Origin of the sequence: Kitasatospora sp. NPDC058478, assembly GCF_042720345.1 — a bacterium.
GTDB lineage: Bacteria > Actinomycetota > Actinomycetes > Streptomycetales > Streptomycetaceae > Kitasatospora.
This window is the reverse complement of the sequence record NZ_JBHXML010000034.1, coordinates 70345-92605: the sequence shown is the minus strand read 5'-3', so window position 1 is coordinate 92605 and position 22261 is coordinate 70345. Positions and strand designations below refer to the sequence as shown.

Annotated in this window: 18 protein-coding genes; 10 read left to right on the top strand and 8 right to left on the bottom strand. The window is 72.7% G+C overall.

Annotated elements, in window-relative coordinates:
* Window positions 1–97: 97 nt before the first annotated feature.
* The 3 genes from ACFWPT_RS20400 to ACFWPT_RS20390 form a co-directional block, all read right to left on the bottom strand.
* Window positions 98–1783 (bottom strand): methylmalonyl-CoA mutase, encoded by a 1686-nt coding sequence (locus tag ACFWPT_RS20400; protein ID WP_063347770.1) that lies wholly within the window; start codon window positions 1781–1783, stop codon window positions 98–100.
* A gap of 183 nt (window positions 1784–1966) precedes the next feature.
* Window positions 1967–2308: a DUF3817 domain-containing protein gene (locus ACFWPT_RS20395; protein ID WP_063347771.1), complete on the bottom strand. Its 342-nt coding sequence runs from the start codon at window positions 2306–2308 to the stop codon at window positions 1967–1969.
* Window positions 2309–2385: 77 nt separating this feature from the next.
* Window positions 2386–2925 carry a MarR family winged helix-turn-helix transcriptional regulator gene (locus ACFWPT_RS20390; protein WP_063347772.1) on the bottom strand — a complete coding sequence of 180 codons (540 nt, stop codon included), beginning with the start codon at window positions 2923–2925 and terminating at the stop codon, window positions 2386–2388.
* Between the two features lie 493 nt (window positions 2926–3418).
* Between ACFWPT_RS20390 and ACFWPT_RS20385 the strand changes: the two genes are divergently transcribed.
* Together ACFWPT_RS20385 and ACFWPT_RS20380 are read left to right on the top strand one after the other, a co-directional pair.
* Window positions 3419–5056: a M4 family metallopeptidase gene (locus ACFWPT_RS20385; RefSeq protein ID WP_380483211.1), complete on the top strand. Its 1638-nt coding sequence runs from the start codon at window positions 3419–3421 to the stop codon at window positions 5054–5056.
* A gap of 422 nt (window positions 5057–5478) precedes the next feature.
* The gene (locus ACFWPT_RS20380) at window positions 5479–7107 is read left to right on the top strand and encodes a M4 family metallopeptidase (RefSeq protein ID WP_063347774.1); all 1629 of its coding nucleotides are present in this window, start codon (window positions 5479–5481) and stop codon (window positions 7105–7107) included.
* Between the two features lie 104 nt (window positions 7108–7211).
* Here ACFWPT_RS20380 and ACFWPT_RS20375 read toward each other — a convergent pair whose 3' ends face one another.
* Entirely contained in the window at window positions 7212–7523 is a 312-nt protein-coding gene (locus tag ACFWPT_RS20375; protein WP_380483209.1) for a DUF3817 domain-containing protein, read from the bottom strand.
* A 332-nt stretch (window positions 7524–7855) separates the two neighbouring features.
* On the opposite strand from ACFWPT_RS20375, the gene ACFWPT_RS20370 reads away from it, so the two are divergent.
* The 5 genes from ACFWPT_RS20370 to ACFWPT_RS20350 all read left to right on the top strand — a co-directional run bounded on the left by ACFWPT_RS20370 (window position 7856) and on the right by ACFWPT_RS20350 (window position 11608).
* Entirely contained in the window at window positions 7856–8653 is a 798-nt protein-coding gene (locus ACFWPT_RS20370; RefSeq protein WP_380483207.1) for a DUF2127 domain-containing protein, read from the top strand.
* Between the two features lie 80 nt (window positions 8654–8733).
* Window positions 8734–9372, top strand: a complete 639-nt coding sequence (locus ACFWPT_RS20365; RefSeq protein WP_380483205.1) for an AIM24 family protein — start codon at window positions 8734–8736, stop codon at window positions 9370–9372.
* Complete coding sequence (locus ACFWPT_RS20360) at window positions 9372–10022, top strand: AIM24 family protein (protein WP_063347778.1); 651 nt, start codon at window positions 9372–9374, stop codon at window positions 10020–10022. The genes ACFWPT_RS20365 and ACFWPT_RS20360 overlap by 1 nt, the downstream gene beginning before the upstream one ends.
* A 221-nt stretch (window positions 10023–10243) precedes the next feature.
* A complete protein-coding gene (locus ACFWPT_RS20355) occupies window positions 10244–11053 on the top strand; it encodes an AIM24 family protein (RefSeq protein ID WP_063351133.1) in 810 nt (269 codons plus the stop codon).
* 39 nt (window positions 11054–11092) lie between these two features.
* Window positions 11093–11608, top strand: a complete 516-nt coding sequence (locus ACFWPT_RS20350; RefSeq protein ID WP_079135623.1) for a MarR family winged helix-turn-helix transcriptional regulator — start codon at window positions 11093–11095, stop codon at window positions 11606–11608.
* Window positions 11609–11670: 62 nt separating this feature from the next.
* Here ACFWPT_RS20350 and meaB read toward each other — a convergent pair whose 3' ends face one another.
* Complete coding sequence (gene meaB / locus ACFWPT_RS20345) at window positions 11671–12627, bottom strand: methylmalonyl Co-A mutase-associated GTPase MeaB (RefSeq protein ID WP_063347780.1); 957 nt, start codon at window positions 12625–12627, stop codon at window positions 11671–11673.
* A 79-nt stretch (window positions 12628–12706) separates the two neighbouring features.
* The gene (locus tag ACFWPT_RS20340; RefSeq protein ID WP_363371928.1) at window positions 12707–13915 is read right to left on the bottom strand and encodes an acetyl-CoA C-acetyltransferase; all 1209 of its coding nucleotides are present in this window, start codon (window positions 13913–13915) and stop codon (window positions 12707–12709) included.
* A gap of 301 nt (window positions 13916–14216) precedes the next feature.
* Between ACFWPT_RS20340 and mce the strand changes: the two genes are divergently transcribed.
* The 3 genes from mce to ACFWPT_RS20325 all read left to right on the top strand — a co-directional run bounded on the left by mce (window position 14217) and on the right by ACFWPT_RS20325 (window position 21001).
* Window positions 14217–14660, top strand: a complete 444-nt coding sequence (mce, locus tag ACFWPT_RS20335; RefSeq protein WP_363372050.1) for a methylmalonyl-CoA epimerase — start codon at window positions 14217–14219, stop codon at window positions 14658–14660.
* Between the two features lie 498 nt (window positions 14661–15158).
* Window positions 15159–19964 (top strand): hypothetical protein, encoded by a 4806-nt coding sequence (locus ACFWPT_RS20330; RefSeq protein WP_380483203.1) that lies wholly within the window; start codon window positions 15159–15161, stop codon window positions 19962–19964.
* 107 nt (window positions 19965–20071) lie between these two features.
* The gene (locus tag ACFWPT_RS20325; RefSeq protein ID WP_063347784.1) at window positions 20072–21001 is read left to right on the top strand and encodes a hypothetical protein; all 930 of its coding nucleotides are present in this window, start codon (window positions 20072–20074) and stop codon (window positions 20999–21001) included.
* A 141-nt stretch (window positions 21002–21142) separates the two neighbouring features.
* On the opposite strand, the gene ACFWPT_RS20320 is transcribed toward ACFWPT_RS20325, so the two are convergent.
* Entirely contained in the window at window positions 21143–21454 is a 312-nt protein-coding gene (locus ACFWPT_RS20320) for a hypothetical protein (RefSeq protein ID WP_063347785.1), read from the bottom strand.
* The gene (locus ACFWPT_RS20315) at window positions 21451–22248 is read right to left on the bottom strand and encodes an alpha/beta fold hydrolase (RefSeq protein ID WP_107452867.1); all 798 of its coding nucleotides are present in this window, start codon (window positions 22246–22248) and stop codon (window positions 21451–21453) included. Before ACFWPT_RS20315 ends, ACFWPT_RS20320 begins: the two co-directional genes overlap by 4 nt.
* Between the last annotated feature and the right edge of the window lie 13 nt (window positions 22249–22261).

Here is a 22261-nt window from a genome sequence, read left to right as displayed (position 1 = left end):
CCCTCAAACGCGCCCAACACCACAACTGGCCACCACCACAACCGGCAACAGTCACCGTCACCCAGCACGACACAACCTAAAGTCACTGGCATTGGACCTAGAAGGACGCGTTCTCCCGGTACGTCCCCCACTCCTCGCGCAGCGCGTTGCAGATCTCGCCCAGGGTCGCCTCGGCACGCACCGCGTCCAGCATCGGCGGGATCATCGACTCGCCCGAGCGCGCGGCCGCCAGCATGGCGTCCAGCCCGGCCCGCACCGCCGCCTCGTCCCGGGCCTCCTTGCGCTCGCGCAGCACCCGCACCTGCTCGCGTTCGACCTCGTGGCTGACCCGCAGGATCTCCAGTTCGGGGGTGACGCTGCGCGGGTGGCAGTTGACGCCGACCACGCGCTTGTCCCCCTTCTCCACCGACTGCTGGTACTGGAAGGCCGCCTCGGCGATCTCGCCGGTGAACCAGCCCTCCTCGATCCCGCGCAGGATGCCGGAGGTGATCGGGCCGATCCCGTGGTCCTCGCGGCCCTTGTCCAGGATCCGCTGGAAGATCGCCTCGGCCTGCTGCTCGATCCGGTCGGTGAGCGCCTCGACGTACCAGGAACCGCCCAGCGGGTCGGCCACGTTGGCGACGCCGGTCTCCTCCATCAGCACCTGCTGGGTGCGCAGGGCGATCTCGGCGGCCTGCTCGGAGGGCAGCGCCAGGGTCTCGTCCAGGGCGTTGGTGTGCAGCGAGTTGGTGCCGCCGAGCACCGCGGACAGCGCCTCCACGGCGGTGCGGACCACGTTGTTGTACGGCTGCTGCGCGGTCAGCGAGACGCCGGCGGTCTGAGTGTGGAAGCGCAGCCACTGCGCCTTGTCGGTCTTGGCGCCGAAGCGGTCGCGCATCCAGCGGGCCCAGATCCGGCGCGCGGCGCGGAACTTGGCGATCTCCTCGAAGAAGTCCAGGTGCGCGTCGAAGAAGAAGGACAGGCCGGGCGCGAAGACGTCCACGTCCAGGCCCCGGGACAGGCCCAGCTCGACGTAGGCGAAGCCGTCGGCGAGGGTGTACGCGAGCTCCTGCGCGGCCGTCGCCCCGGCCTCGCGGATGTGGTAGCCGGAGACGGACAGCGGCTTGTACGCGGGGATGCCCTGGGCGCAGTACGCCATCAGGTCGCCGATCAGCCGCAGGTGCGGCTCGGGGGCGAAGAGCCACTCCTTCTGGGCGATGTACTCCTTGAAGATGTCCGTCTGCAGGGTGCCGTTGAGCACCGCCGGGTCGACGCCCTGGCGCTCGGCGGCGACCAGGTACATGCAGAAGATCGGGACGGCCGGGCCGCTGATCGTCATCGAGGTGGTGACCTCGCCGAGCGGGATGCCGTTGAACAGCACCTCCATGTCGGCGGCCGAGTCGATGGCAACGCCGCAGTGGCCCACCTCGCCGAGCGACTTGGCGTCGTCGGAGTCGTAGCCCATCAGGGTGGGCATGTCGAAGGCGACCGAGAGGCCGCCGCCGCCCGCCTCCAGGATCATCCGGTAGCGCTCGTTGGTCTGCTGCGCGTTGCCGAAGCCGGCGAACTGGCGGATGGTCCAGGTGCGGCCCCGGTAGCCGGTCGGGTGCAGCCCGCGGGTGAAGGGGTACTCGCCCGGCCAGCCGATCCGCTCGAAGCCCTCGACGGCCTGCCCGGGGGCGGGCCCGTACATCGGCTCGACCTCGTCGCCGGACAGGGTGGTGAAGTCCGCGTCCCGCTTGCGGGCGCTGTCGTACCGCTGCTGCCAGCGCTGCCGTCCGCGCTCGATCTCCTCGGCGTCCATGACCCCGAACTCCGCTCCGTACGGCCGCCACGGCACCGGGGCGGCACAGCTATTAGGACGTCCTACTAATTTACTCGGACGTCCCAGTAGCTGTCGATGGATGCCGGGGTCGAAACGCCGGGGGCCGCAAACGCGCAGTGCCCCTTCCCCCGCGGGGGAAGGGGCACTCGCCGGGGCGTCGGATCAGACGCCGGCGGGCTGGCGGGCGTCGCCGCCGGCCGGGAGCCGCTCGGCGGCCTCGCGGACCACCTTGCGCTCGAAGACGAAGGAGGCGAACGGGATGCAGCCGGCGGCCAGGGTCAGGATCATCCGGCCGAGCGGCCACTTCAGCTTCTGCCCGAGCAGGAAGGTCACCACGAAGTACCCGATGTACAGGTAGCCGTGCAGCATCGCGACGTACGTGGTCAGGTCCTCGGCCGCGTCGAAGCCGTACTTCGCGACCATGAAGCCGCAGAACACCAGCAGGGCCACACCGGTCGCAATGGCCAGGGCCCGGTACCAGCCCAGCAGGGGGGTCGCCTTCATACTCTTCATCGCCTCGTTCGGCAGGGATCGACCGGTACGCCCGGATCCGCGCACCGCTCCCACGAGGGTAGCCGTCCTCACGGCCGCTCCGGCGCAGCCCCCTCGCCGCGGTCGTCGGTGAAGTCGCCGGCGGCGATCCGCAGCGGCCTGAGCAGTTCGAACACCTGCCGACACTGCTCGGTGTCGTACTCCTCCAGCCCGAACTCCATCGCCATGAGTTCCCGGGTGGCCTCCTCGACCGTCTCGCGGCCGCGGCCGGTGATCGCGGCGAGCACGCCGCGGCCGTCCAGCGGGTTGGGGCGGCGGGCGACCAGGCCGGCCCGCTCCAACCGGTCGACGGTGTTGGTGACGCTGGTCGGGTGGACCATGAGCCGCTCGCCGATCTTGGACAGCGAGAGCTCGCCGGTCCGGCTGAAGGTCAGCAGCACCAGCGCCTCGTACCGGGCGAAGGTCAGCCCGTACGGCTTGAGCACCGCGTCGACCCGGGAGAGCAGGATCTGGTGGGCTCGCATGATCGAGGTGATCGCCGCCATCGAGGGGACCCCGCCCCAGCGGCGGGTCCAGAGCTCGTCGGCGCGGGCGATCGGGTCGAAGTCGAGGGCTAGGGGCTTGGGCACCTCCTTACCGTACCGGCGGACGGGACGGGTGCTACCAGCCGTCCTGATGGTGGACAAGCGCGACGCGTGGCGGGAACCCGCCAAAAGGGCGGCCAGGTCCATACCAGGACATTGCACCGGTGTGACTGCGCGGCAACGGGAGCGGGGCGCAGCGGAGTTGACGGCCGATCGGTCCGCAGCCGGACTATCAGGCCTCGGTTCGGATGGTAACCCGCTGAAAGGCAGGGTGATTCGCACCTTTTGTCCGCCCGTTCACAATCCTTCCGGCTGGCGGGACTTGGCCAATTCATGAGCAAGACCTGTCATTTGATTTGCTCGATTGTCATGCTTTCCGCCAACCCCGTCCGGTAGCCACCACCCCCACCCACCGGTGGCTCGCCGCTCGACCGCACGGGGTCCGCACGTCAGCGCCCGTCCCGCCCCTCAGGTGCCGACCCCGGCCCCCGGGACGAGGCGCGACCGCCCACACGCGGTTACCCGGAAGGACTCGTCCGTGAAGCGAAAGCTCGCAGCAGTCGCCGTACTCTCCGCCACCGCCCTGCTCACCGGCGTCGTCCAGGTGAGCACCGCCGCCCAGGCCAGCCCGATCCCCGCGGCGCAGGCGCAGGCCGCCGAGCAGCACGCGGCGGCGCTCGCCCTGGCGGGCGGCCAGTCCGGCCCGCTGACGAAGGCCCTCGCCCTCGGCGGCCAGGAGCAACTGGTGGCGAAGGACGCCGTGGTGGACCAGGACGGCACCCGGCACCTGCGCTTCGAGCGCACCTACGCCGGACTGCCCGTGCTCGGCGGCGACCTGGTCGTCCACCAGAACGCCCGCGGCGCGGTGCAGTCGGTCGACAAGGCGGTCTCCGCACAGCTGAGCCTGTCGAGCCTGGCCCCGCAGATCCCGGCCGACAAGGCCGCCGCGCAGGCCACCGGCGCCGTCCAGGCCACCGTCGGCGTCGCCGCGGACAAGGACGAGTCCCCGCTGGCGGCCGTACACCAGACCGGCAAGGCCGAGCTGGTGGTCTGGGCGAGCGACGGCAACCCGCGCCTGGCGTACCGGACCACCGTCGAGGGCGTGCGCGCCGACGGCACCCCCAGCAGCCAGCTGCTGGTCACCGACGCCGCCACCGGCCAGGTGCTGTCCACCCACGAGCAGGTGCAGACCGCCTCCGGCACCGGCAAGGGCGTCTTCGTCGGCAGCGTCCCGCTGACCACCACCCAGAGCGGCACCTCGTACCAGCTGAAGGACGCCACCCGCGGCGGCCAGTCGACCGTCAACCTGAAGAACAAGACCTCCGGCACCGGCACGCTGGTCGCCAACTCGACCAACGCCTTCGGCAACGGCCTGGCCTCCAACAGCGAGTCCGCCGCCGTGGACGCCCAGTACGGCGCGGCCGCCACCTGGGACTTCTACAAGAACACCTTCGGCCGCAACGGCATCAAGAACAACGGCGTCGGCGCGACCAGCCGGGTGCACTACGGCTCCAACTACGTGAACGCGTTCTGGAGCGACGCCTGCTTCTGCATGTCCTACGGCGACGGCAGCGGCAACACCCACCCGCTCACCGAGATCGACGTGGCCGGCCACGAGATGAGCCACGGCGTCACCTCCGCCACGGCGAACCTCAACTACTCCGGCGAGTCCGGCGGCCTCAACGAGGCCACCTCCGACATCTTCGGCACGATGGTCGAGTTCTACGCCAACCTGCCCTCCAACCCGCCGAACTACTGGATCGGCGAGCTGATCAACCTGAACGGCGACGGCTCCCCGCTGCGCTACATGGACAAGCCCAGCAAGGACGGCGCCTCGGCGGACTCCTGGTACTCGGGCGTCGGCAACCTCGACGTCCACTACTCCTCGGGCATCGCCAACCACTTCTTCTACCTGCTGTCCGAGGGCAGCGGCGCGAAGAGCATCAACGGCTTCAGCTACAACAGCCCGACCTCCAACGGCTCGGCCGTCACCGGCATCGGCCGGGACAAGGCCGCGCAGATCTGGTACCGCGCGCTGACCGTCTACTTCACCTCCACCACCAACTACGCGAGTGCCCGCACCGGCACCCTGAAGGCCGCCTCCGACCTGTACGGCGCCACCAGCGCCGAGTACAAGGCGGTTGCGGCCGCGTGGAGCGGCGTCAACGTCAACTGACGTACCGCGCACGGTGACAGGACGTCCGGGGCCTCCGCGGAAGGCGGTCCCGGACGTCCGCACACCCCCCTTGCACGCCTGCCCTCCCCCGCCCTTCCCGCCCGCCCCGCTCCCCGGGTGGCGAAGTCCCGCCAGCCGGACGAACCGCCCGTAGCGGGCACTGGGCGGCAGCCGAACCATCCGCACCAATACTGGCGGATCCCGGCCAATCCCTGTCCGTGGTCTGTCATTTCCTGCCATCGATTGTCATGCTTCTGCCCAAGCCCCGTCCGACATCCGTCACCCCCACCCATCGACGGATCGTCAGGTACCGCACGGGAGCAGCACGTCCGCGCCCTACCGCCCCAACGGCGCCAACCCCGGCGCCCCGGTACGCGGCGCAACCGCGCGCACACGCGGTTTCGTGGAAGGAACCCCCGCACGTGAAGCGAAAGCTGACAGCCGGCGCCGTACTCTCCTCCACCGCCCTGCTCGCCGGCGTGATCCAGATCGCCATCGTCCCCGCCGCCCAGGCCGCAGCCCCGTCGCCGGAGCAGCAGCGCGCGGCGCTGCTCGCGGTGGCCGCCGGGCAGAGCAGCCCGGTCGCCCAGGCCCTGGCCCTCGGCGGCCAGGAGCGGCTGGTGGTCAAGGACGTCGTCGCGGACGCCAACGGCGAACGCCACCTGCGCTACGAGCGGACCTACGCCGGCCTGCCGGTGCTCGGCGGCGACCTGGTCGTCCACCAGCGCGCCGACGGCTCGGTGGACTCGGTCGACCGGGCCTTCGACGGCAGCCTGTCGCTGCCGAGCCTGGCCCCGGGCCTCGCCGCCGGGCAGGCGGCCGAGCGGGCCACCGCCGCGGTGCGGGCGACCGTCGGAACGGCCGCCGACGAGGACGAGGCGGCGCTCAGCCGGGTCGACGGCGCGGGCGCGGCCGAGCTGGTGGTGTGGGCGGCCGACGGCGCGCCGCGGCTGGCCCACCGCACGGTGGTCCGCGGCGAGCGGGCCGACGGCACCCCGAGCAGCCAGCAGGTCGTCACCGACGCCGCCACCGGCGAGGTGCTGTCCACCCGCGAGCAGGTGCAGACCGCGACCGGCACCGGCAAGGGCGTCAACGTCGGCACCGTCACGCTGACCACCACCCAGAGCGGCTCGACCTACTCGCTGAAGGACGCCACGCGCGGCGGCCAGTCCACCACCGACCTCAAGGGCGCCACCTCGGGCAACGGCACGCTGTTCGCCAAGACCAGCAACTCCTGGGGCAACGGCCTGGCCTCCAACCGCGAGTCCGCCGCCGTGGACGCCCAGTACGGCGCCGCGGCCACCTGGGACTACTACAAGAACACCTTCGGCCGCAACGGCATCAAGAACAACGGCGTCGGCGCCGCCAGCCGCGTCCACTACGGCTCCAACTACGTCAACGCGTTCTGGGACGACTCCTGCTTCTGCATGACGTACGGGGACGGCTCCGGCAACACCAACCCGCTGACCGCGATCGACGTCTCCGGCCACGAGATGACCCACGGCGTCACCTCCGCCACGGCGAACCTCAACTACTCCGGCGAGTCCGGCGGCCTCAACGAGGCCACCTCCGACATCTTCGGCACCATGGTCGAGTGGTCGGCCAACCTGCCCGCGGACCCGCCGGACTACCTGATCGGCGAGAAGCTCAACATCTTCGGCAACGGCAAGCCGCTGCGCTACATGGACAAGCCCTCCAAGGACGGCAACTCCGCGGACTCCTGGTACTCGGGCGTCGGCAACCTCGACGTCCACTACTCCTCGGGCATCGCCAACCACTTCTTCTACCTGCTGTCCGAGGGCAGCGGCGCCAAGGTGGTCAACGGGGTCAGCTACAACAGCCCGACCTCCAACGGCTCGACGGTCACCGGCATCGGCCGGACCAAGGCGGCCGCGATCTGGTACCGCGCGCTGACCGTCTACATGACCTCCACCACCAACTACAAGGCCGCCCGCACGGCGACCCTGAAGGCCGCGACCGACCTGTACGGCGCCACCAGCACCGAGTACAAGACCGTGGCGGCCGCGTGGAGCGGCGTCAACGTCAACTAGCCACCCCTAGCCACCCCCGGTAAGAAACGGCGACAGGCTGCCGCGGCCCTTTGGGAGAGGAGGCCGCGGCAGCCTGTCGACCGTCGCGCAGTGGGGGTTCGTCCCTACGCGGTGGCCGGCTTCAGCTCGCCGCGCTCCTCCTTGGCGAGCATCCGCTCGGCGAAGAAGCCGCCGGTGGGCAGCACCGAGAGGACGAACAGCAGCACGCCGCGCTTGGCGTCCCACTTCTGCGCCTGCCAGGCCTGGATCCAGAAGACGATGTACAGGATGAACAGGATCCCGTGGACCATGCCCATCACCGGGACGCCGTCGAAGGACGTGGTCCGCTTCAGCACGGAGCAGATCAGCAGCAGGATGAACGAGACCCCTTCGGGGCCGGAGACCAGGCGCAGGCGGTGGACGGCGCTGCTGTTCACGATGGGTACCTCAATACGGGGGTCGGCGGCGGACCTGCTTGTGAAGCGACTCACAAGCCTTCCGGCCATTATCACCGAGCACCTGTCCGAAGCCCCGGCCGGGGTGGGCACCGTGCCCGACGTCACAACCGCCGTGTCCGGCCCCGGCGCCACGGCCGTCGTGCCCGACCCCACGGCCGTCGCGCCCGACCCCACGGCCGTCGTGTCCGTGTCACAGCTGTGCGCCAGAACCCGGCGGGTCGCGCCGGCCCGTCACCCGCTGCCCCTATCCTGCTGCCCGCGCCCGACGCACCGGGCGCCGTAGACATCGGACGACCGGGGGTAGCGACCACATGTTCAAGCGGGACTGGGACCGAAGGACCTGCGCCAAGCGCGGCCACACCACCTACGCACCGACCGAGCCCGATCTGGCCGCCCGGCTGCACGCCGCGACCGCCCTCGGCGACGCCTGGCGCTGCCTGCGCTGCGGCGACTTCGCGCTCGGCGCCCCGCACGGCTCCGGCCCGGCGCAGGACGCCCCGCTGGTGCCGCGCGGCAAGGCGCTGCGGGACCTCTTCATCCTGCGCTTCCTCGCCGTCGAGCGGGTGCTGCGCGGCCTGCTGATCATCATCGTGGCCTGGGCCGTCTGGAAGTTCTCCAACAGCCAGGACGCCGTGCACCGGGTGTTCGACGAGAACCTGTCGGTCTTCCGGCCGGTCACCGACCACTTCCACTGGGACCTCGAACACTCCCCGATCGTCGACACCATCCGCAAGACCTTCGACTACAAGAAGAGCACCCTGCTGATCGTCGCGGGCGCGCTGGTGGCCTACGCGCTGATCGAGATCGTCGAGGCGGTCGGCCTCTGGCTGGGCAGGCGCTGGGCCGAGTACCTCACCGTCGTGGCCACCGCCGCCTTCCTGCCGCTGGAGGGCTACGAGCTGAGCGAGCACGTCAGCGCCGTGAAGATCGGCACGCTGGTGCTGAACATCGCCGCAGTGCTCTGGATCATGCTGTCCAAGCGGCTGTTCGGGCTGCGCGGCGGTGTGGTGGCCTTCGAGGCGGAGCGCCACTCGGCCTCGCTGCTGGAGGTCGAGGAGGCGGCCGGCGCCGTCCCGCACGCCGCTTGGGGGGCGCACGCGCGGGCGTGACCGGCGCGTTTGTCGCAGACCGGTACCAGTTCCGCCCCCGCCCCTCCCCCTGCACCGGCCGCGCCCGCTAGATTGCGGCCGTGGCACAGTTCAGACTCCAGGGATCCCGGGTACTCGCCGTCGAGTTGGCCGGCGAGGCCGTCAAGGCCAGACACGGCTCGATGGTCGCCTACACCGGCCAGATGAGCTTCAAGAAGCTGACCGGCGGCGGGGACGGCCTGCGCGGCATGGTCGCCCGCCGGCTCACCGGCGAGCAGATGACCGTCATGGAGGTGAAGGGCCAGGGCACCTGCTACTTCGCCGACAAGGCCACCGAGATCAACCTGGTCCGGCTGAACGGCGAGACGCTGTTCGTCGAGGCGGACAACCTGCTCTGCACGGAGGGCTCGCTGCGCACCGGCACCACCTTCACCGGACTCAACGGCATGTCCTCCGGCAACGGCCTCTTCACCACCAAGGTGGAGGGCCGCGGCTGGGCCGCCGTCACCTCGAACGGGCCCGCGATCATCCTGCGGGTCGGCCAGGGCCAGCCGCTGCGGGTGGACCCGGGCGCCTACGTAGCGCACACCGGCAGCCTGCACCGCAGCCTGAAGTCGGGCGCGGGCTGGACCACGGTGATCGGCGAGGGCGGCGGCGAGGCCGTCCAGGTGGAGTTCACCGGAGAGGGCCTGGTGTACGTGCAGCCGTCGGAGAAGGTCACCATCGGGGGCGACGTCTGATGGGCTTCACGAAGATCAACGGCAAGATGGTCGAGGCCGTGGTGCTGCCCGGGCAGCGGCTGTTCAGCCAGCGCGGCGCGATGCTCGCGTACACCGGGGACGTCCGCTTCACGCCGAACATCACCGGCGGACAGGGCGGCGTGATGTCGATGATCGGCCGCCGGGTGGCCAACGAGGACACCCCGCTGATGACCGTCGAGGGCCAGGGCCGGGTGATGTTCGGCCACGGCGGCCACCACGTGCACGTGATCGACCTGGCCGGCGACACCCTGTACGTCGAGGCGGACCGGCTGCTGGCCTTCGAGGGCACGCTGCGCCAGTCCACCATGTTCATGGGCTCGCAGGGCGGGGTGATGGGCATGGTCCGCGGCCAGGTCACCGGCCAGGGCCTGTTCACCACCCAGCTGGACGGCAAGGGCTCGGTCGCGGTGATGGCGCACGGCGGCGTCTTCGAGCTGCCGATCGTCCCGGGCCAGCCGGTGCACGTCGACCCGCAGGCGTACGTGGCGCACCGCGGCCAGGTGCAGAACAAGCTGTCCACGGCGCTGGGCTGGCGCGACATGATCGGCCGCGGCTCCGGCGAGGCCTTCCAGCTGGAGCTGTCCGGACAGGGCGCGGTGTACGTCCAGGCGAGCGAGGAGAAGCTCTGATGTCCTACCCGCCGCAGCCGCCGTACGGGCAGTCGCCGTACGACCAGCCGACCCAGCCCGGCTTCGCCGCCCCTCCCCCGCCGGGCTACGCGCCGCCGCCCGGCCAGGGCCACCCGCCCGCGCAGGGCTACCCCCAGCAGGGCGGCTACCCGCCGCCGCCTCCCCCGCAGCAGCCCCAACAGGCCTACGCCCAGGAGCAGTTCGGCGGCCCGCAGGCCCCGCTGCCGAACGCGCACGGCGGCTCCGGCCCGGTGGTGCACGACGCGTACAGCCTGCCGGTGAACGACAACGTCAACCCGTACGCCTACTCGGTCGACCTGAACGGCTCGTACTTCCTGCAGAAGGGCAAGATGGTCGCCTACTACGGCGACATCACCTTCAAGGGCGTCGGCGCCGGCATGCTGGACCGGGTGATCGGCCAGCACTTCAACTCGCCGATGCACGCGGCGGACTGGGTCGTCGCCCAGGGCCGCGGCAAGCTGCTGCTGGCCGACCGGGCCTTCGACCTCAACTCCTACGACCTGGACGACGGCAACCTGACCGTCCGCTCGGGCAACCTGCTGGCCTTCGACCCGTCGCTGCGGCTCAAGCAGTCGATCATCCCGGGCTTCCTGACCCTGATCGGCACCGGGAAGTTCGTCGCCGCCTCCAACGGGCCGGTGCACTTCGTCGAGCCGCCGATCCGGGTGGACCCGCAGGCGCTGGTCGGCTGGGCGGACTGCCCGGCGCCGTGCCACCACTACGACCACGACTACATGCACGGGCTGATCGGCGGCATCCGGCGACTGACCGGGCTGGGCGGGGCCTCCGGCGAGGAGCACCAGTTCGAGTTCATCGGCGCCGGCCAGGTGCTGCTGCAGTCCAGCGAGAAGCTGATGGCCGAGCGGTCGGTGGGCCAGGTGGACGCCGAGGCGGGCGTGCCGGTGGGCGGGGTGCCGTCCCAGCCGGCGGCGTCGGGCCACGGCGGGGGCAACCTCAACGTGCCGGGCCTCGGCAATCTGGGCGATCTGGGGCGACGTTTCGGCCTGTAAACTTGTACAATATTGAACTAAATAGGGTATGCTGAGCCCATGGATACGCACACGATCAACACTGCGGACACCCCTCCGTCGCAGCCCGAGGAGGAGACTCCCTGGCTGACCGCCAGGGAGCAGCGGATGTGGCGCGCCCATCTGGAGGTCGCCAAGCTGCTGGAGTACCAGCTCAGCCGCGAACTCCAGCCGCACAACCTGGCGATCAACGACTACGAGATCCTGGTCGTGCTCTCCGAGGCCCCCGACCGCCGGATGCGGATGACCGACCTCGCCACCGCCACCCTCCAGTCCAAGAGCCGGCTCTCGCACCAGATCACCCGGATGGAGAACGCCGGCCTGGTGCTGCGCCAGGAGTGTCCCGGCGACCGCCGCGGCCTCTACGCCCACCTCACCGAGCACGGCTGGGACACCATGCAGCGGGTCGCCCCCGACCACGTGCGCAGCGTCCGGGCCCACTTCATCGACCGCTTCACCCAGGAGCAGCTCGACGCCATGTACGAGGCCCTCGCCCCGGTCGCCGAACACCTGCGCGGCCTCCGCGGCCGCGCCTGACGCGCCGCCGCCCCCCCAGCACACCAGGGCCGGCCCCACCGGGGGCCGGCCCTGCGCCGTCCTCAGGCCCGGGTGAGGCCGGCCACGAGTTCGTCGGCCGCGCCGTACGGGTCCAGTTCGCCCGCCACCACCCGCTCGGCCAGGCCGGCCAGGTGGCGGTCCCCGCGCAGGTCGCCGATCCGGGTGCGCAGTTCGGCCAGCGCGATCGCCTCGATCTCGTCGGAGGCCCGGCGGCGGCGGCGCGCCGCCAGTTCGCCGTGCTCCTCCAGCCAGGCGCGGTGCTTCTCCAGCGCCTCGACCAGCTCGTCGACGCCCTCGCCGCGGGCGGCGACGGTCTTGACGATCGGCGGGCGCCAGTCCCCCGCCCCGCGGGCCTCGCCGAGGCCGAGCATGTGGTTGAGCTCGCGCGCGGTGGCGTCGGCGCCGTCCCGGTCGGCCTTGTTGACCACGAAGACGTCGCCGATCTCCAGGATCCCGGCCTTGGCGGCCTGGATGCCGTCGCCCATGCCGGGGGCGAGCAGCACCACGGTGGTGTCGGCCTGGGCGGCGATCTCCACCTCGGACTGGCCCACCCCGACGGTCTCGACCAGGATCACGTCGCAGCCGGCCGCGTCCAGCACCCGCAGGGCCTGCGGGGCCGTCCAGGACAGCCCGCCGAGGTGGCCGCGGGTGGCCATCGAGCGGATGAACACCTCGGGGTCGGTGGCGTGGTCCTGCATCCGGACCCGGTCGCCGAGCAGCGCGCCGCCGGAGAACGGCGAGGACGGGTCGACGGCCAGCACCCCGACCCGCTTGCCGAGCCGCCGGTAGGCGGAGACCAGCGCCGAGGTGGAGGTGGACTTGCCGACCCCGGGCGAGCCGGTCAGGCCCACCGTGTAGGCCTGCCCGGTGTACGGCGCGAGCGCGGCCATCGCCTCGCGCAGTTGCGGGGCGGCGTTCTCGACCAGCGTGATCAGCCGGGCGACCGCCCGCGGCCGGCCCGCCCGGGCCTGTTCGACCAGCGTGGCGACATCGATCATCGGGAGCTCCTAGCGCGGATGCCTTCGGGGCTGCGGCGCCGCGCGTGGCGGTCCGCAGCCCCGAAGGCATGTCAGCTGATCAGGCCTTCGGGCTGGCGTCCTTGGGGACGCGCACGATCAGGGCATCGCCCTGGCCGCCGCCGCCGCACAGCGCGGCCGCGCCGACCCCGCCGCCGCGCCGCTGGAGCTCCAGCGCCAGGTGCAGCACCACGCGGGCGCCGGACATCCCGATCGGGTGGCCGAGCGCGATCGCGCCGCCGTTGACGTTGACGATGTCCGAGGAGACGCCCAGGTCCTTGGTCGACTGGTGGGCGACGGCCGCGAACGCCTCGTTGATCTCGATCAGGTCGAGGTCGGAGACCTCCAGGCCCTCCTTGGCCAGCGCGTGCCTGATCGCGTTGGACGGCTGCGACTGCAGCGAGTTGTCCGGGCCCGCCACGTTGCCGTGCGCGCCGATCTCGGCGATCCAGCTCAGGCCCAGCTCCTCGGCCTTGGCCTTGCTCATCACGACCACCGCGGCGGCGCCGTCGGAGATCTGCGAGGAGGTGCCGGCCGTGATCGTGCCGTCCTTGGCGAACGCCGGACGCAGCTTGGCCAGGCCCTCGACGGTGGTGTCCGCGCGGATGCCCTCGTCCTGGCCGAACAGCACCGGCTCGCCCTTGCGCTGCGGGATCGGGACGGGGGTGATCTCGGCGTCGAAGACGCCGTCGGCCTGCGCCTTGGCGGCCCGCTGGTGGGAGGCCGCGGCGATCTCGTCCTGCACCTCGCGGGCGATGCCCAGCCGGGTGTTGTGCTTCTCGGTGGACTCGCCCATCGGGATGTTCTCGTAGGCGTCGGTGAGGCCGTCGTGGGCCATCGAGTCGAGCATCCCGATCGCGCCGTACTTGTAGCCCTCGCGGGACTTCGGCAGCAGGTGCGGGGCGTTGGTCATCGACTCCTGGCCGCCGGCCACCACGACGTCGAACTCGCCGGCCCGGATCAGCTGGTCGGCCAGCGCGATGGCGTCCAGGCCGGAGAGGCAGACCTTGTTGATGGTGAGCGCCGGGACGCTCATCGGGATGCCGGCCCGGACGGCGGCCTGGCGGGCCGGGATCTGGCCGGCGCCGGCCTGCAGCACCTGGCCCATGATCACGTACTGGACCTGCTCACCCGTGATGCCGGCCCGCTCCAGCGCGGCCTTGATCGCGAAGCCGCCGAGGTCGGCACCGGAGAAGCCCTTGAGGGAACCGAGCAGGCGACCCATCGGGGTCCGCGCACCGGCAACGATCACAGAGGTGGTGTTGGTCATGGGACGAGCCCCTTCGCACGTCGTGGCCAGGTGAGGATGCGCTCAATGTACTGACCTGTTACCCGCCCGTCACCGGAGCGACGGTGTGATCGAGCGCACTGGCACCTTCCAGTCAACACCGTGTCAACGCGGCCCGGGTGAACCCCGGCGCCCGCCCCGGGTGAGCCCCCGGCGTGCGGCCCGGGGCAACCCCCGGCGTGTGAGCAGACTCGCACGTCCGGCGCTGGCGCCGGTCAGCAGCGATGCGCTGCACTGGTGCCACCTGGTTCCCGAGGTACCCAACCCGCCCCCGGAGGTCGCCGTGCTGACCCGTATCGACCACATCGGCATCGCCTGCCGCGACCTCGACAAGACGGTCGAGTTCTACCGCGCCACCTACGGCTTCGAGGTGTTCCACACCGAGGTCAACGAGGAGCAGGGCGTCCGCGAGGCCATGCTCAAGATCAACGACACCGGCGACGGCGGCGCCTCCTACCTCCAGCTGCTGGAGCCCACCCGGCCCGACTCGACCGTCGCCAAGTGGCTGGAGAAGAACGGCGAGGGCGTGCACCACATCGCCTTCGGCACCGCCGACGTGGACGGCGACGCCGAGGCCGTCCGGGCCAAGGGCGTGCGGGTCCTCTACGACCAGCCCCGGATCGGCTCGATGGGTTCGCGGATCACCTTCCTGCACCCCAAGGACTGCGGCGGCGTCCTGACCGAGCTGGTCACCTCCGCCGAACCGGGCCTCCACGACGCCCACTGACCCCCGCCAGGTGCCGCCCACGACCGGGCGGCACCCCCGAATCACCGGTCATGACCCGTCAGTAACCTCGTCCGACAGCCGGAAAACCACCACGCGGCCATTCCCCCGCAGTGCGCTCCCACTACAATGCCCAGGTGCGCGAAGGCTCCGGGGGACGGAGGCGACGGGCACGGCCGATGACAGGCCCGTCCGCCCAGCGGCGGCCGGCCCGTCGCAGGGGAGTCCACAACGCGGGCACGGCTGAACAGTCGCAACACTGATCTGTCACCATTCTCCACAAGGCAAGAGTTCGCCCAGGAGTCCACCCGGACGGGGGAACGCGGCATCACCGCGCTTCCACGCCCAGGGCTCCGACGACCGCGGCGGGCGGCCCCGGCTTGACCGGCGGGCCGTCCACCGGCTGCGGATGCAAGGAGCCAGTCGGACCAGTACCCGGACAACGGGTGCCCTGGACCGGCCGGGTCGAGGACGCGACCAGGAGATGGATGGGACCGCGGAGTGCGGGGCAACGACCGCTACGAGGTTGACGATCACCTCTCCCAGTTCGAGGCCGAGATGGGTCGGACTCGAAAGGAGCGGGACAAGGCAGCCGAGCATGCCGAGGACCTCGCCTACCAGGTGGAGGTGCTCCGGGCCAAGCTGCACGAATCCCGCCGCATGCTCGCCCAACCGCGCGCCTTCGACGCCGTCTCCGGCCAGGCCGAGCAGATGCTCCGCACTGCCGAGATGCAGGCCCAGCAGCTGCGCGCCGACGCCGAGCGCCAGCTGCGCGACTCCCAGGCCGCCACCCAGCGGATCATGGCCGAGGCCGCCGAGCGCACCGCCCGACTGGAGGCCGAGCTCACCGCCCGCCGCCGCCAGCTGGAGGACGAGCTCACCGAGCTGCGCCGCACCGCCGAGCAGCACGTCAACGGCTGGGCCGAGCAGACCAGGACCGGCTCCGAGCAGGAGGCCCAGCGCCTGCTCCAGGACGCCCGCGTCGAGGCCGAGCGCATGGTCGCCGCCGCCCGCGCGGAGGCCGTCGCGCTCTCCGACCAGGCCCGCGCCCAGACCGCCGCCGACGTCGACGCCGCCCGCGGCGAGGCCCAGGCCGCCGCCGAGGCCGCCATCCAGCGGGCCCAGAGCGACGCCGAGCGCCTGCTGCGCGCCGCCTCCGAGCACGCCCAGCAGGCCGGCGCCCAGGCCGCCGCCGACGTGGACGCCGCCCGCGGCGAGGCCCAGCAGCAGCTGGCCGCCGCGCACGCCGCCGCCGAGCAGCAGCTCGCCATCGCGAAGGGCGAGATCGGCCGGCTCAAGGAGCAGGCCTCCGCCGAGCAGATCCGGGCCGAGCAGCAGCTCGCCCACGCCCAGGCCGAGATAGAGCGGCTGCGTGCCGAGGCGATCGCCGAGGCCGAACGCACCCGCCGCGAGTCCGCCGAGCTGCGGGCCCAGGCCGAACAGGCCGCCGAACAGCTCCAGGCCGACGCCGAGGCCGCCGCCGAACGCAAGGCCGCCGACGGCGAGGCCGCCAACGAGCAGCGCTCGCAGACCGCCCGTGCCGAGGTCGCCCGGATGGTCGCCCACGCCACCAAGGAGGCCGAGGCGATCCGCGCCGAGGCCACCACCAGGCAGGCCGAGGCGGAGGCCGCCAAGGCCGCCGCCGCCGAGGAGAGCGAACGGCTGCGGGCCACCGCCGAATCGGTGGCCGGCGAGCTGCGCGCCGAGGCCGAGGCCGCGATCGCCGAACTGCGCGCCCAGGCCGACCGGGACGTCGCCGAACTGCGCGCCCATGCCGAGGCCGAGGCCCAGCGGCTGCGCCACGCGGCCGAGGAGGAGGGCCGGGCGACCGGCGCCAAGGACGCCACCGTCCAGCTCGCCAAGGCCGCCAAGACCGCCGAGGAGATGCTCGGCCAGGCCAACCAGGACGCCGAGACCGCCCGCACCGAGGCCGCCGCCGAGGCCGAGCGGATCCGCACCGAGGCCGCCGCCGAGGCGCAGCGCCTGCGCGAGCAGGCCCAGGCCGCCGTCGAGCAGGCCCAGAACGCCGCCCTCGACGACGCCGCCGCGATCCGCGAGCGGATCGAGCAGATGCAGGACGAGGCGGCCCGGCTGCGGGCCGAGGCCGAGGAGCTGCGCGCCCAGGCCGCCGCCGAGGCCGACCGGGTGCGCGGCGAGGCCCGCCGCCAAGCCGTCGTGCAGATCGAGGAGTCGGCGAAGAACGCCGAGGAACTGCTCACCAGGGCCAAGGCCGACTCCGACGAGCTGCGCGCGGGCGCCGCCGGGGAGATCGAGCGGCTGCGCGCGCAGGCCCAGGAACAGGCCGCCGAGACCCAGGGCCGGGCCGAGCAGACCCTCGCCCGGGCCCGTAGCGAGGCCGAGAAGACCACCACCGCCGCCGAGCAGCAGGGCCAGGACGCCCTCGCCGCCGCCAAGGCCGCGGCCGCCGAGAACCGCGCCGCCGCCGAGCGCGAGACCGCCGAACTCCGCCGGGACGCGACCGAGTTCGACCAGCGGGTCCGGGCCGAGGCGAACGCCGCCGCGACCGCCCTCGGCACCGATGCGCAGGCCGAGGCGAACGCCGTCCGGGACGCCGCGGTGGCCGACGCCGAGCGCGTCCGCACCGAGGCCGACGCCGAGGCCGCCCGTACCCGCAGCGAGGCCGAGGCCGCCGCGAACGCGCTGCGCGAGGAGAGCCGGCGTGAGCACGAGGAGGCCGCCGCCGGGCTGCACCGCGAACGCGAGGAGACCGCCGAGCAGCTGGCCGCCGCCCAGGCCGCCCACGAGCAGGCCGAGCAGACCGCGACCGAGCTGCGGGCCCTCGCCGAACGCGAGAGCACCGAACTGCGCGAACTCGCCGAGCGGGAGAGCGCCGAACTGCGCGAACTCGCCGACCGCGAGACCACCGAACAGCGCACCGCCGCCGAGGCGTACGCCGCCGACGTCCGGGCCAAGGCAGAACAGGCCGCCACCGAACTCACCGAACGCACCACCGCCGAGACCGCCGAACAGCGCGAGGCGACCGAACAGCACGTCACCGAACTGCGGGCCCTCGCCGAACGCGAGACCGCCGAACAGCGCGAGCTGGCCGAGCGGGAGAGCGCCGAACTGCGCACCGCCGCCGAGGCGTACGCCGCCGACGTCCGGGCCAAGGCCGAACAGGCCGCCACCGAACTCACCGAACGCACCACCGCCGAGACGACCGAACAGCGCGAGACGACCGAACAGCACGTCGCCGAACTGCGCGCCCTCGCCGAACGCGAGACCGCCGAACAGCGCAAGGCGACCGAGCAGCACGTCACCGCCCAGCGCGCCGAAGCCGAGGAACTGCTGGAGGGCGCCCGGAGCGCCGCCGAGCAGCGCCGGGCCGAGGCCGCCCGGGACGCCAAGGCCGTGCGGGAGAAGGCCGCCGCCGAGCTGGCGTTCGCCGCCGAGCAGGCCGAGACGGTCCGCGCCGAGGCCGGCCGCGAGCTGTCCGAGGCCCGCGCCACCGCCGACGGCATCCGGGCCGAGGCCACCGCCGTCCTGGAGCAGGCCCGGGTCGACGGCGAGGAGCTGGTCGCCGCCGCCGGCGTCGAGGGCGCCGCCCTGGTCGAGGCCGCCGAGGAGGAGGCCGCCGAGGTCCGCCAGTCGGTGGCCGGCATGCACGAGGCCGCCGCCGAGCAGATCGCCGAGCGGAAGGCCGCCGCCGAGCGGGAGGCCACCGAGGTCCGCGACCGGGCCGAGCAGGCCGCCGCCGAACTGCGCGAGCTGGCCGAGCGCGAGACCGCCGAGCAGCGGGCCCTCGCCGACGCCGAGACCACCGCCCTGCGCGAACTCGCCGACGCCGAGACCACCGAGCAGCGGGCCCTCGCCGACCACGAGACCACCGAACTGCGCGCCCGCACCGACGCCGAGACCACCGCCCTGCGCGAGCTGACCGACCGCGAGCTGGCCGCCGAACGCGAGGCCCACGAGGCCGAGTTGGGCCATCAGCGCGCCGAGGCCCAGGCCTACGACGAGCACCTGCGGGCGGAGGCCGACGCCGTGCTGCACGCGGCCCGGGAGGGCGCCGGGCAGCTGCGCGCGGACGCCGAGGCCCAGGCCGTCCGGACGATGGCCGCCGCCGACGAGCGCTCGGCCGGCCTGGTCGCCGACGCCGAGGAGCTGGCCGCCGCCCTGCGCGCCGAGGCCGAGGAGTACGCGCTCGCCACCCGCACCCTCGCCGACGAGTACGACGCAGCCGCCCACAGCCGCGCCGACGCGTACGACGCGGAGACCCGGGAGGCCGCCGAGCAGTTCGACAAGGCCACCCGCGAGCAGGCCAACTCCGTCCTGGAGAAGGCCTTCGCGGATGCCGAGTCGCTCGGCGAGGACGCCCAGACCACCGCACTGGCCACCACCGCCGCCGCCGAGGAGCAGGCGGACGCGATGGTCGCCGCCGCCCGCAAGGAGGCCGACCGGCTGGTCGCCGCCGGCGAGGCGGCCGGCCAGGCCGAGGTGGAGAAGGGCCGCTCCGACGCCGACACGCTGCTCGCCGAGGCCCGCCGGGACTCCACCGCGATCCGCGAGCGCGCCGAGGAGTTGCGCGAGCGCACCGACGCCGAGGTGGAGGCGCTGCACGAGCGCGCCCGCAAGGAGAACGCGGCGGCCATGAAGTCGGCCGGCGAGCGGGTCGACGCCCTGGTGACGGCCGCTCAGGAGCAGCTGACCGAGGCCGAGGAGCAGGCGGTGGCCACCGTCGCCGAGGCCGAGGACCGGGCGGCGGCCCTGGTCGCGGCCGCCGAGGACCGCGCGGGCGAGCTCACCTCGGAGGCGTCCGCGGAGGCCAGCAAGGTCCGGATCTCGGCCGTCCGCAAGGCCGAGGGGCTGCTGAAGGAGGCGGAGACCAAGCTCTCCGACTCCACCAGCCGCGCCGAGGCGCTGATCGTCAAGGCCGAGGCCAAGCTCCAGTCGGCCGAGGCCGAGTCCGAGGAGCGGCTGGAGAACGCCGCCACCGAGGCGGAGAAGCGGCTGCAGGACGCCGACCGCAGCGCCGACGAGCAGGTCGAGCTGGCGAAGGCGGAGGCCGAACGGCTGCTCGCCGAGGCGCAGGCCGAGGCGAAGCGGGTCACCGACGAGGGCCGGCGCGAGCTGGACGAGCTGGTGCGGCGGCGCAAGGACATCAACACCGAGATCTCCAGGGTGCAGGACGTGCTGTCCGCACTGGAGGCGTTCGAGGCACCGGCACCGGTCGCCCAGACCAACGGGGGAAGCAGCACCAAGAAGGACGGGGGTGCCAAGGCGGGTGCCGGAATTGGTTCCCCCCGGTCGGGTGGCAATCGCTCCAAGAACGCACCACCCGATTGAGCGGACATTGTCCGCGGGACGACGGCATCTCGCCGTCGACACTCCGGTACCGTGTCAGGATTCCCTCAACCACCTCAGCGGTTTGACGACAGGAAGCCCAGAACCCCATGAGCGACAGTCACTCCCCTCACGGCTTCGACCTGGTGCGCCGTGGGTACGAGCGCGCCCAGGTCGACGAGCGGATCACCAAGCTGGTGGCCGACCGTGACAGTGCCCTGACCCGGATCAGCGCGCTCGAGAAGCGCATCGAGGAGCTCCACCTGGAGACCCAGACCGCGCAGGCGGCGGTCACCGAGGCGGAGCCCTCGTACGCCGGTCTCGGCGCCCGGGTCGAGAAGATCCTGCGACTGGCCGAGGAGGAGGCCAAGGACCTGCGCGACGAGGCGCACCGCGCCTCCGAGCAGCACCGCGAGCTCGCCGAGGCCGCTGCCCAGCAGGTCCGCACCGAGGCCGAGAACTACGCCAAGGACCGCAAGGCCAAGGCGGAGGACGAGGGTCTGCGGATCGTCGACAAGGCCAAGAGCGACAGCGCCCAGCTGCGCGCCGAGGCCAACAAGGACGCCCAGAACAAGCGCGAGGAGGCGGACGCCCTCTTCGAGGAGACCCGCACCAAGGCCGCCCAGGCCGCGCTGGAGTTCGAGACCAACCTGGCCAAGCGCCGCGAGCAGTCCGAGCGTGACCTGGCCGCCCGTCAGGCCAAGGCCGAGAAGCGCCTGGCCGAGATCGAGCACCGGGCCGAGCAGCTGCGCCTGGAGGCCGAGAAGCTGCGCACCGACGCCGAGCGCCGCGCCCGCCAGACCGTCGAGACGGCGCAGCGCCAGTCCGAGGACATCGTGGCGGACGCCAACGCCAAGGCCGACCGGATCCGCAGCGAGTCCGAGCGCGAGCTGGCGGCGCTCACCAACCGCCGCGACAGCATCAACGCCCAGCTGACCAACGTCCGCGAGATGCTGGCGACGCTGACCGGCGCGGCCGTGGCCGCCGCCTCGCTGCCGGGCGACGACACCATGGGCGTGCCCGCCCAGCAGTCGCGCTGACGCCGCCGCCGGGCGCCTGCGCCCGGCGGTACGTGCGCAACGGACGGCACGTGCGGAACAGCAGACAGGCCCTCACCCACCCGGGTGAGGGCCTGCCGTCTTTCCACCGTCATCATCTCGGGTGACCTGGGTGAGCGGGCGTCACCTGGGGTAGGCCCCGTCGGGCCGCTGGTACCCGCTGCTGAGCTGGTTGCCCTCGTCGTCGGAGACGGTGCCGAACCACGAGGTGCACCAGACCGACACCGAGTCCGGCCAGTACTGCACCTCGAACGGGTGGCCGGAGCCGTGGTCGCCGTACGAGGTGACGATGAAGGTCTCGCCGGGGCGCAGCCAGTAGTCCTCGCCGAGCGGTTCCAGGGTCAGTTCGACCAGGCCCTCGCCGCGGTTGGTCACGGGCATCCGGCCGGTCACCTCCAGCGCCGAGAAGTCCCAGCCGGTCGCTTCCTCCCTCATCCGGCCGCCGCCCGGGCCAGCAGGTCGCGGACGGCGGTGTTGAACGCCTCCGGTGCCTCCAGGGCGCTCAGATGGCCCGCCCCGGGGATGACGGTCAGTTCGGCGTCCGGCCGGGCCCGGAGCATCAGTTCGGCCTCCTCCGGCGCCACCAGGCCGTCCTGCGCGCCCGCGACGACGGCGGTGGGCACCCGCAGCCCGGCCAGCACGTCCAGCGCGTCCGGCCGGGCCGCCATGGCCCGCTGGGCCCAGGCGACGGCGGCCGGCGACGCGGCGGCGACCAGCGACCGCACCCGCTCCACCAGGTGCCGCGAGTCCGGCCCGAGCTGCCCGGCGGCGACCTCCTCGTCGAGCAGCAGTTGGACGCTGCCCCGGGCGGTGACGGCGGCCGCGATCCGCTCCCGGTTGGCCCGGACGGCGTCGGTGTCGGCGGTGGCGCGGGTGCCGGCCAGCAGCAGTCCGGCCAGCCGGTCCGGGTGGCGGCGGGCGAAGGCCAGCGCCACGTAGCCGCCCATGGAGAGCCCGCCGACCACCGCGCGTTCGATCCCGGCCGCGTCCAGCAGCAGGGCGAGGTCGTCGGCGACCAGGTCCAGCGAGGGTTCGTCGGTCCCCAGCTCGGTGCCGCCGAAGCCGCGCTGGTCCGGGGCGAGCACCCGGGCCTCGTCGCCGGTCAGACCGGGCAGCGCGTCCAGTTGGGCGGACCACATCGAGGCGTTCAACGGAAAGGCGTGCAGCAGTACGAGGGGTGTTCCGGTGCCGCTCTCGCGGACGGACACTGCGGAGGGGGGCTGGGTCATGGGCCCACCGTAT

What these genes read in the sequence shown, in the direction of transcription:
- ACFWPT_RS20340 (WP_363371928.1), bottom strand. Translation starts at nt 13,915, where the DNA reads ATGACCAACACCACCTCTGTGATCGTTGCCGGTGCGCGGACCCCGATG.
- ACFWPT_RS20370 (WP_380483207.1), top strand. Translation starts at nt 7,856, where the DNA reads ATGTTCAAGCGGGACTGGGACCGAAGGACCTGCGCCAAGCGCGGCCAC.
- ACFWPT_RS20395 (WP_063347771.1), bottom strand. Translation starts at nt 2,308, where the DNA reads ATGAAGGCGACCCCCCTGCTGGGCTGGTACCGGGCCCTGGCCATTGCG.
- ACFWPT_RS20325 (WP_063347784.1), top strand. Translation starts at nt 20,072, where the DNA reads ATGAGCGACAGTCACTCCCCTCACGGCTTCGACCTGGTGCGCCGTGGG.
- ACFWPT_RS20350 (WP_079135623.1), top strand. Translation starts at nt 11,093, where the DNA reads ATGGATACGCACACGATCAACACTGCGGACACCCCTCCGTCGCAGCCC.
- ACFWPT_RS20360 (WP_063347778.1), top strand. Translation starts at nt 9,372, where the DNA reads ATGGGCTTCACGAAGATCAACGGCAAGATGGTCGAGGCCGTGGTGCTG.
- meaB (WP_063347780.1), bottom strand. Translation starts at nt 12,627, where the DNA reads ATGATCGATGTCGCCACGCTGGTCGAACAGGCCCGGGCGGGCCGGCCG.
- ACFWPT_RS20320 (WP_063347785.1), bottom strand. Translation starts at nt 21,454, where the DNA reads ATGAGGGAGGAAGCGACCGGCTGGGACTTCTCGGCGCTGGAGGTGACC.
- ACFWPT_RS20315 (WP_107452867.1), bottom strand. Translation starts at nt 22,248, where the DNA reads ATGACCCAGCCCCCCTCCGCAGTGTCCGTCCGCGAGAGCGGCACCGGA.
- ACFWPT_RS20400 (WP_063347770.1), bottom strand. Translation starts at nt 1,783, where the DNA reads ATGGACGCCGAGGAGATCGAGCGCGGACGGCAGCGCTGGCAGCAGCGG.